Genomic DNA, 7,323 nt, shown 5'->3' with positions numbered 1-7,323 from the left:
ATCGATGCCATGACCCGTATCGAGCAGGCCTCGAAGAAGATCTCGGAGATCACCACGGTGATCGACGGCATCGCCTTCCAGACCAACCTTCTCGCGCTCAACGCCGCGGTCGAAGCGGCGCGCGCCGGCGATGCCGGACGCGGCTTTGCCGTCGTCGCAGCCGAGGTCCGGGCGCTTGCCCAGCGCTCGGCTGAAGCCGCCAAGGACATCACCGGGCTGATCGGATCTTCCGATGCCGAGGTCGCCGAAGGCGTCCGGCTCGTCCGCCTCGCCGGCGGCACGCTGGAGAAGATCGTCGATGCCTCGATGCGCGTCTCCGGCACCGTCAACGAGATCGCGGTGGCGTCCGGCGAACAGGCCAATGGCATCGACGAGATGAGCCAGACCGTCAGCCATATGGACGAGATCACCCAGAGCAACGCGGCTCTCGCCGAACAGAGCGCAGCCTCGGCCCGGACTCTGCTCAGCCAGATCGAGCGGCTGAACCAGCTCGTCGCAGCTTTCCGCACGCAGGAGCAGCGCGCGGCGGCACGGCACCGGGCAGCCTAGGAACCCTGGCCTATCTCCGGACGAGGGCGACGAGATAGACGCTCTCGTCCGCGCCCGGGTTGAAGAAGGACGAATCCGCCGGCGGCCCGAGTTGCAGGCAGTCACCCTGCTGCAGGGTGTGGGTGACGCCGCCTTCGCGGAATTCGAGCTCGCCCTGCAGAACCCAGATCTGCTGGCGCTGGAACAGGAAGGCGGCGGCCGGATACGGCACCCGCACACCGGGCGGCAGCGTGATCTGCAGCAGCTCGAGAATATCTCCGGAGGGCGGCGAGATCGTCCGGCGAACGTAGCCGGTTTCCGGGTCCTGCCAGACCGGCTGATGGCCATGGCGGCTGATGCGGTCTTCCGAGCGCTCGGCCAGGGCCAACAGCACCGAGAGCGACAGGCCAAAAGCTCCCGACAGCCGCCCGAGCACGGTTGCCGTCGGGCTCGCATCGCCGCGCTCGATCTTGCTGATCATCGCCTTCGAGACGCCTGAACGCTCGGCGAGATCGGCCAGCGACCAGCCGCGCGTGTCCCGTTCGATCCGGATGCGGGCGGCGATGGCCTGATTGGGGTCGTCTGGGCTCTGGGAACGCATGGACTCTCGATGGTCAGCTTCTGAGGCGGATCCTAAGCTCTTCCGCGTCTCGCCCGTCCGCTCAAGAGGCTCGACCCGAAAAATGATGCCTCATACCTGAATCGTCTTCTATAGAAGCCATACGTATACTATAGGAGACGCCAGAGTGCCTTCGGACGGTTCCGCACGGGCGCAGAAGGCCGGTGAGCGATGCATCCTGGACTCCGAACTCCCGGCGGGACCACCACCCCCTATGCCGCGAAGGCGAGCTCGCTTGCGCTCCTCCTCCTCGCCGAAACCCTGGCAATGGCGGCCTGGTTCGCCTCGGCCGCGGCGATCGTGGCGATCCGGCGGGAGCAGCCGCTCGACCCGCTGAGCGAAGTGCTGCTCACCAGTTCCGTCCAGGCCGGCTTCGTCCTCGGCACGCTCGCGAGCAGCCTGCTCGGCCTGGCCGACCGCTTCGATCCGCGCCGCCTCTTTGCTCTCTCCGGCGCGGCAGCGGCTGCGCTGACCGCTGCGCTCGCGTTGCTGCCGCCGGTCGGGCCGGTGACGATCGCCCTGCGGGTCCTGACCGGCCTGTGCATGGCCGGCATCTACCCGGTCGGCATGCGCATCGCCGCGACCTGGGCGAACAAGGACCTCGGCCTGCTGATCGGCCTCCTGGTCGGCGCCCTCGTCATCGGCTCGGCGAGCCCGCATCTGCTCGGTGCCTTCGAGGGCATAGGCTGGCGCGGCATCTATCTCGGCGCCGCCGCCTCGACGCTATGCGGCGCCGTCCTCATCCTGTTTGCCGGGCTCGGGCCCCATCTCGTCCGACGCGCCGGTCTCGCTCTCGGCCAGTTMGCCCAGGCCTGGCGCAACCCTGCGCTGCGTCTCGCAAATGCCGGCTATTGCGGCCACATGTGGGAGCTCTACGCCATGTGGGCCTGGCTCGGCGTGTTCCTGCAGCAGACCATCGCCGGCCGCGGTCCGCAGGCCGGGCACGGCGCAGCCGCAGTGCTGACCTTCTTCGCCGTCGCCTCCGGCGCGCTCGGCGCCTGGCTCGGCGGCTGGCTGGCCGACAGGCTCGGCCGCACCGCTGTCACCATCGGCGCCATGGCGCTGAGCGGCGCCTGCGCGCTTGCGATCGGCTGGCTCGCCGCAGCCCCTGTCATGCTGGCTGTCGTCGCGATCCTCTGGGGCATCTCGGCCGTGGCCGACTCCGCCCAGTTCTCGGCCAGTGTCGCCGAGCTCGCTGAGCCCTCGCTGGTCGGGACCATGATCACGGCGCAGACCTGCGCCGGCTTCCTGGTGACGCTTGTCTCGATTCACCTCGTGCCGCATTTCGTCTCGGCCTTCGGGTGGACGGCGGCCTTCTCGGTGCTGGCGCTCGGCCCCGCCGCCGGCTGCTGGGCCATGTGGCGGCTACGCCGGCTTCCCGAGGCAAGCAGGCTCGCGGGCGGGAACCGCTGAGGCCGCTTAGCCCTCCGCTGCCCGCGCCACCGCCTGGCCCAGCCGCGCGATCGCCTCGGCCGCGCCCGCCTTCAGCGTGACGTCCTGCGCCTCGGCATCCCTGGAGAGCTGCTCGCTCAGCGCCGCGAGGCTGACCTCGTTGCCGCTCGCTGCGAGCTTCAGCACCGCGTTCGCGAGAACATTCGGCCAATAGGCGGCACCGCCCTTGGCCAGCCCCTTCGCCTTGCGGCCCTCGAACTCCTTGGTGAGTTGCTCCGGCGTCTTCCTGGCCATGTCCGTCTCCGGTTCCTCTGCTGGTTTGGCCCCATGGACGAGACGGAAGCGGCGCGGTCAAGCCCGGTGGCACAACGATGGACCCCGGCGCCTCTCTTCTGGCCGGAGAAGATGCGAAGCGCCGGCCCCTTCCCACCATGCTTGACCTCGTCTCGGGCGCAGCCGCATCCGACGCATGGGCCGACAACCTCAAAACCGTGATCGTCAGGGCCGAAATCCCTCATGGACCGTTCATTTTACGAGGAATATCCTCCTTTCCGGAGACCTGACCGGGATGGGATGCGCTCGCCCGGCCCAGGTTCCGCCGACGGGCATGCCCCGTCAGGAGGCGATGACCATGACCAAGACCAGCACTGCGCTTGCCCTCGGCCTGTTTGCGCTCGCGGGCGGCTTCGTCCTGCCGGCCGCGACACCGGCCCAGGCCCTGACCATGAAGGAATGCAGCACGAAATATAACGCCGCCAAGACCGGCAATACGCTGGGTGGCCAATCCTGGAACGACTTCCGCAAGAGCCAGTGCAGCGATGCCGCCACGCCGGCCGCCGCCACGCCGGCTGCTGCCCCGACCGCCGCACCAGCCGCCGCCCAGCCGAAGCCGCAGATGGCAGCGCCGGCCGCCGCGCCGGCTCAGGCGAAGCCGCACGCCGCCATGCCAGCCGCCATGGGCAATGCTGTCTTTCCGGCCAAGGTCGACCCGAAATACGCTTCCGAGACCGCCGGCAAGCAGCGTTTCAAGACCTGCAACGACCAGTACAACATCAACAAGGCCAATGGCGGCAATGGCGACCTGAAATGGATCCAGAAGGGCGGMGGCTATTACAGCCAGTGCAACACCAAGCTGAAGGGCGTCTGAGACAGGCGCAAGGCGCCCCGCTTCCCCTCTCCCTGATCTCGGGCCTGCCCGAGATCAGCTCTCGGAAGTATCGAAATCGGGAACATCCGACTTCAATCCGGGAGAGGTGTCCTCGCACCGTCCCGGGAAGGAATTGCCCGGCAGTTTCTTCCCGCCTGCCGGGATTGCGCGTGCAGCAGCACCGAAGACAATCAATAAAGCATTGAAAAACAAAGACTTCTCCGGAAGCGTCGCTGGCCCGCCCCTTGCGTGACGCGTGCAACCAGCCCGGAGGTTGCCATGTCGATTTCAATCTCGTCGTCCCAGCCGGCCACGTCGCTTGCCGATGCCTTCAAGACCGTTGCCAAGGTCGCCTACAAGTCCGCCGCGCAGAAGACGGCGGAAACGGATTTCCTCAAGCACGCCCAGATGACGCCGGCCGAGCGCATGCACACCGCCATGCTCGCCAAGTTCGGTCTGACCAAGGAACAGTTCGACCAGCTCGATCCCAAGGCCAAGGGCGAGATCGCCGACAAGATCCGCGACGAGATCAAGAAGCAGCTGGAAGCAAGCGGCACCATGCGGACCGGCGTGATCACCGACAAGAAGATCTGAACGGGCGCGAGCGCGTCGCGCTTTACAGCGCCACCGCCACGGCATCATCCTGCCCCTCCCCGGTCGGGAGGATGACGCCATGTGTGGACGCTTCAGCCAGGCCTTTACCTGGGAGGAGATCGTCGCCTTCAGCCAGCCGCTGACGGTGCCGACCGAGCGGGCCAATCTCCAGCCGCATTACAATCTCGCGCCGACCGACACGGTGCGGATCATCGTCAGGACGCCGCTCGGCCGCGAACTCATCCCGGCGCGCTGGGGGCTGATTCCGCCCTGGCACAAGGGCAGGCCGAACGAGGTCGGCGCCACTTTCAATGCTCGCGTCGAATCGGTCGCGACGAAGCCGACCTTCCGCTCGGCCTTCAGGAGCCGGCGCTGCGTCATCCCAGCCAGCGGCTTCTTCGAATGGACCGGCCCGAAGGGCGACAAGACCCCGCATTTCATCAGCGCCGCCGACGGCGCCCTGCTCGCCTTTGCCGGGCTCTGGGAACGCTGGAAGGACCCGGAGACCGGGCAGGAAATCATCAGCTGCACGATCATCGTGCGCGATCCCGTCGCCGGCATCGCGACACTGCATGACCGCATGCCCTGCATGCTCCACCCCAGGGATTTCGACGTCTGGCTCGATGGCTCCGCCGGCGAAAAGCTGCTGACCGATCCGCCGCCGGCGCTGCGCGACTGGATCGTSGACCGCCGCGTCAACAAGAGCAGCGTCGGCGATGACGATCCCGGGACGATCACGCCGTTGGGTTAGCCGGCTCACGCGAAACCCCGGCTCTTCTGCAATGCCCTGCCTGCAGACCAGGGCGTCGGTCAGCGTCGTTGCGCCGCACGGCCGGGCGGTGCAGGAGCGGCGCAAAAGGGCCGCATGGCCCGGCCGTTCAGGACAACCATCATGCCTCTCGCCTCCCGCGCGCTTGCCGCGGCTTTCGCCTGCCTCCTCCTCTCCTCCCCGGCGTCAGCCGCGATCACCGACCCGGAGATGACCTGCGCCGCCTATCTCAGGAATGGCGGCCACAAGCCGGCTGGCCATGCCGCCAGGGACAGGACACCGGCCGATGTCGCAGCCAGGATCAGGGCGTTTTGTGCCGCCAATCCGAAGATGAAGGCGATGGATGCAGAGATGACGATGACGGGGGATTGAGCCGGGCGAGGCTCGATCGTGGCTACACGTCCAGCAGGCTTTACTCTGTCATCGCGGCTGGGCGAGCCGGCCCGGCAGTCGCCTGCCAGCCCGGCTCTGACCGGGGGGCGGACGAAACCAAGCTCACCTCGGCTGGTCCCATCAGAGCGCCGACGTTCAAGAGATTCAACACCGGCTTTCGGCGCATTGCTCAACCCAAGGGATGAACCACGCCAGCACCATAACGATGAGTCAGCTGGTTGATGCCGCACAGTGGCTATCAAATACGTGACGTGACATTTCGAGGGTGCCATTCGGGGCGGGCTTCCTGCTCCCGGCAATCCCACCGCTAGTGACTTCCTGGCCGTGGCGCGGCAACCGCTATTCTGAAATCCAATCTGTCACCATTTGATCCTTCGTTCATTGCCATTTGATTGTTCGCGCTACAATAAGCCCGCCGCTTGACTCCCCCCGCCCTGATCCCCTACCCCCATCGACGGGACACGCCGCCCCAACGCGGCGCGCCCATCTGTAAGGATGGAGACATCGATGGCGAATACTGTTCCGGCCACGCGTCCGCGCGTGCCGCATTTCTCGTCCGGCCCCTGCGCCAAGCGCCCCGGCTGGTCCCTTAAAGCCCTGTCAGATGCGGCGCTCGGCCGCTCGCACCGTGCCAAGATCGGCAAGGACAAGCTCAAGCTTGCGATCGACCTGACCCGTGAGATCCTGCAGGTGCCGGCGGATTACCGCATCGGCATCGTGCCCGCCTCCGATACCGGCGCGGTCGAGATGGCGATGTGGTCGCTGCTCGGAGCCCGCGGCGTCGACATGCTCGCCTGGGAGAGCTTTGGCGAGGGATGGGTGACCGATGTCGCCAAGCAGCTCAAGCTCAGCGATGTCCGCATCTTCAATGCGCCCTATGGCGAGCTGCCGAACCTGAAAAAGGTCGACACGAAGGACCGCGACGTCGTCTTCACCTGGAACGGCACGACGTCCGGCGTCCGCGTCATCGACGCSAGCTGGATCGCSGATGACCGCGAGGGCCTGACSATCTGCGACGCMACCTCGGCCRCCTTTGCCCAGCGCCTCGACTGGGMGAARCTCGATGTCRYSACCTTCTCCTGGCAGAAGGTTCTGGGCGGCGAAGCGGCCCATGGCATGATCGTGCTCTCACCACGCGCCGTCGAACGCCTCCTGACCTACAAGCCGGCCTGGCCGCTGCCGAAGGTTTTCCGCATGACCTCCGGCGGCAAGCTCTCCGAGGGCATTTTTGTCGGCGAGACGATCAACACGCCCTCGATGCTCGCGGTCGAGGACTATCTCGATGYGCTGCACTGGGCGAAGAAGGTCGGCGGGCTGGACGGACTGGTGAAGCGCGCCGACGGCAATGCCCGCGTGCTCGCCAAGTTCGTGCGCGAGAATGACTGGATCGATTTCCTCGCGGTGAAGCCGAAGACGCGCTCGAACACCTCGGTCTGCCTGAAGTTCACCGACCCGGCGGTGACGGCACTGCCGGCCGACGCGCAGGCGGCCTTTGCCAAGCAGGTGGTGTCGATCATCGAGAAGGCCGGCGCTGGCTTCGATCTCGGGCATTATCGCGACGCCCCTCCCGGCCTGCGGATCTGGTGCGGCGCAACCGTGCAGAGCCGCGATCTGAAGGCGCTGCTGCCCTGGATCACCTATGCCTTCAACGAGGCCAAGGCCGGGTTGAAGAAGGCGGCGTAACGCTGTCGCGCCGAGCTGCACGTCATGGTCGGGCTTGTCCCGACCATCGCCGCTTGCGACGCCGATGACGGGCCGGACGATGACAGCAGGTCGGGCCAGTCCTTTTGCCCAGACGCGGGCCTGACCCGCGCGAAGACGTGGATGGTCGCCGCAAGCGGCGGCCATGACGACCTTCTCCATTTTAGCCCGCTCTCCGCG

9 protein-coding genes are annotated in these 7,323 nt (G+C 66.9%); 7 read left to right on the top strand and 2 right to left on the bottom strand.

Annotated elements, in window-relative coordinates; genetic code table 11:
- On the top strand, positions 1–549 hold a 549-nt coding region (locus AC1DJT_RS31920), incomplete at its 5' end, for a methyl-accepting chemotaxis protein (protein WP_476835641.1).
- A 10-nt stretch (positions 550–559) separates the two neighbouring features.
- Here AC1DJT_RS31920 and AC1DJT_RS31915 read toward each other — a convergent pair.
- Entirely contained in the window at positions 560–1,129 is a 570-nt protein-coding gene (locus AC1DJT_RS31915; RefSeq protein ID WP_476835640.1) for a helix-turn-helix domain-containing protein, read from the bottom strand.
- Positions 1,130–1,318: 189 nt separating this feature from the next.
- Between AC1DJT_RS31915 and AC1DJT_RS31910 the strand changes: the two genes are divergently transcribed.
- On the top strand, positions 1,319–2,560 hold the full coding sequence (locus AC1DJT_RS31910) for an MFS transporter (RefSeq protein WP_476835639.1): 1,242 nt from the start codon (positions 1,319–1,321) through the stop codon (positions 2,558–2,560).
- Between the two features lie 6 nt (positions 2,561–2,566).
- Here the strand turns inward: AC1DJT_RS31910 and AC1DJT_RS31905 are convergent, their stop codons facing one another.
- Positions 2,567–2,833 carry a hypothetical protein gene (locus AC1DJT_RS31905; protein WP_441638486.1) on the bottom strand — a complete coding sequence of 89 codons (267 nt, stop codon included), beginning with the start codon at positions 2,831–2,833 and terminating at the stop codon, positions 2,567–2,569.
- A gap of 337 nt (positions 2,834–3,170) precedes the next feature.
- Between AC1DJT_RS31905 and AC1DJT_RS31900 the strand changes: the two genes are divergently transcribed.
- The 5 genes from AC1DJT_RS31900 (at position 3,171) to AC1DJT_RS31880 (ending at position 7,125) form a co-directional block, all read left to right on the top strand.
- Positions 3,171–3,686, top strand: a complete 516-nt coding sequence (locus AC1DJT_RS31900; RefSeq protein ID WP_476769359.1) for a hypothetical protein — start codon at positions 3,171–3,173, stop codon at positions 3,684–3,686.
- A gap of 279 nt (positions 3,687–3,965) precedes the next feature.
- The gene (locus AC1DJT_RS31895) at positions 3,966–4,280 is read left to right on the top strand and encodes a hypothetical protein (RefSeq protein ID WP_476835638.1); all 315 of its coding nucleotides are present in this window, start codon (positions 3,966–3,968) and stop codon (positions 4,278–4,280) included.
- Between the two features lie 79 nt (positions 4,281–4,359).
- Entirely contained in the window at positions 4,360–5,031 is a 672-nt protein-coding gene (locus AC1DJT_RS31890) for an SOS response-associated peptidase (RefSeq protein ID WP_476769361.1), read from the top strand.
- A gap of 141 nt (positions 5,032–5,172) precedes the next feature.
- The gene (locus AC1DJT_RS31885; protein WP_441487978.1) at positions 5,173–5,421 is read left to right on the top strand and encodes a hypothetical protein; all 249 of its coding nucleotides are present in this window, start codon (positions 5,173–5,175) and stop codon (positions 5,419–5,421) included.
- A gap of 528 nt (positions 5,422–5,949) precedes the next feature.
- On the top strand, positions 5,950–7,125 hold the full coding sequence (locus AC1DJT_RS31880; protein WP_476835637.1) for a phosphoserine transaminase: 1,176 nt from the start codon (positions 5,950–5,952) through the stop codon (positions 7,123–7,125).
- The last annotated feature ends 198 nt before the right edge of the window (positions 7,126–7,323 follow it).

Source organism: Allobosea sp. 05T422_2, from assembly GCF_056396265.1.
Note: the sequence above shows the minus strand (reverse complement) of the source record. Positions and strands in the feature narration are given on the sequence as shown.

Excerpts from the sequence above, each read along its gene's own strand:
- AC1DJT_RS31895 (WP_476835638.1), top strand. The coding sequence starts at position 3,966 with ATGTCGATTTCAATCTCGTCGTCCCAGCCGGCCACGTCGCTTGCCGAT.
- AC1DJT_RS31905 (WP_441638486.1), bottom strand. The coding sequence starts at position 2,833 with ATGGCCAGGAAGACGCCGGAGCAACTCACCAAGGAGTTCGAGGGCCGC.
- AC1DJT_RS31885 (WP_441487978.1), top strand. The coding sequence starts at position 5,173 with ATGCCTCTCGCCTCCCGCGCGCTTGCCGCGGCTTTCGCCTGCCTCCTC.
- AC1DJT_RS31915 (WP_476835640.1), bottom strand. The coding sequence starts at position 1,129 with ATGCGTTCCCAGAGCCCAGACGACCCCAATCAGGCCATCGCCGCCCGC.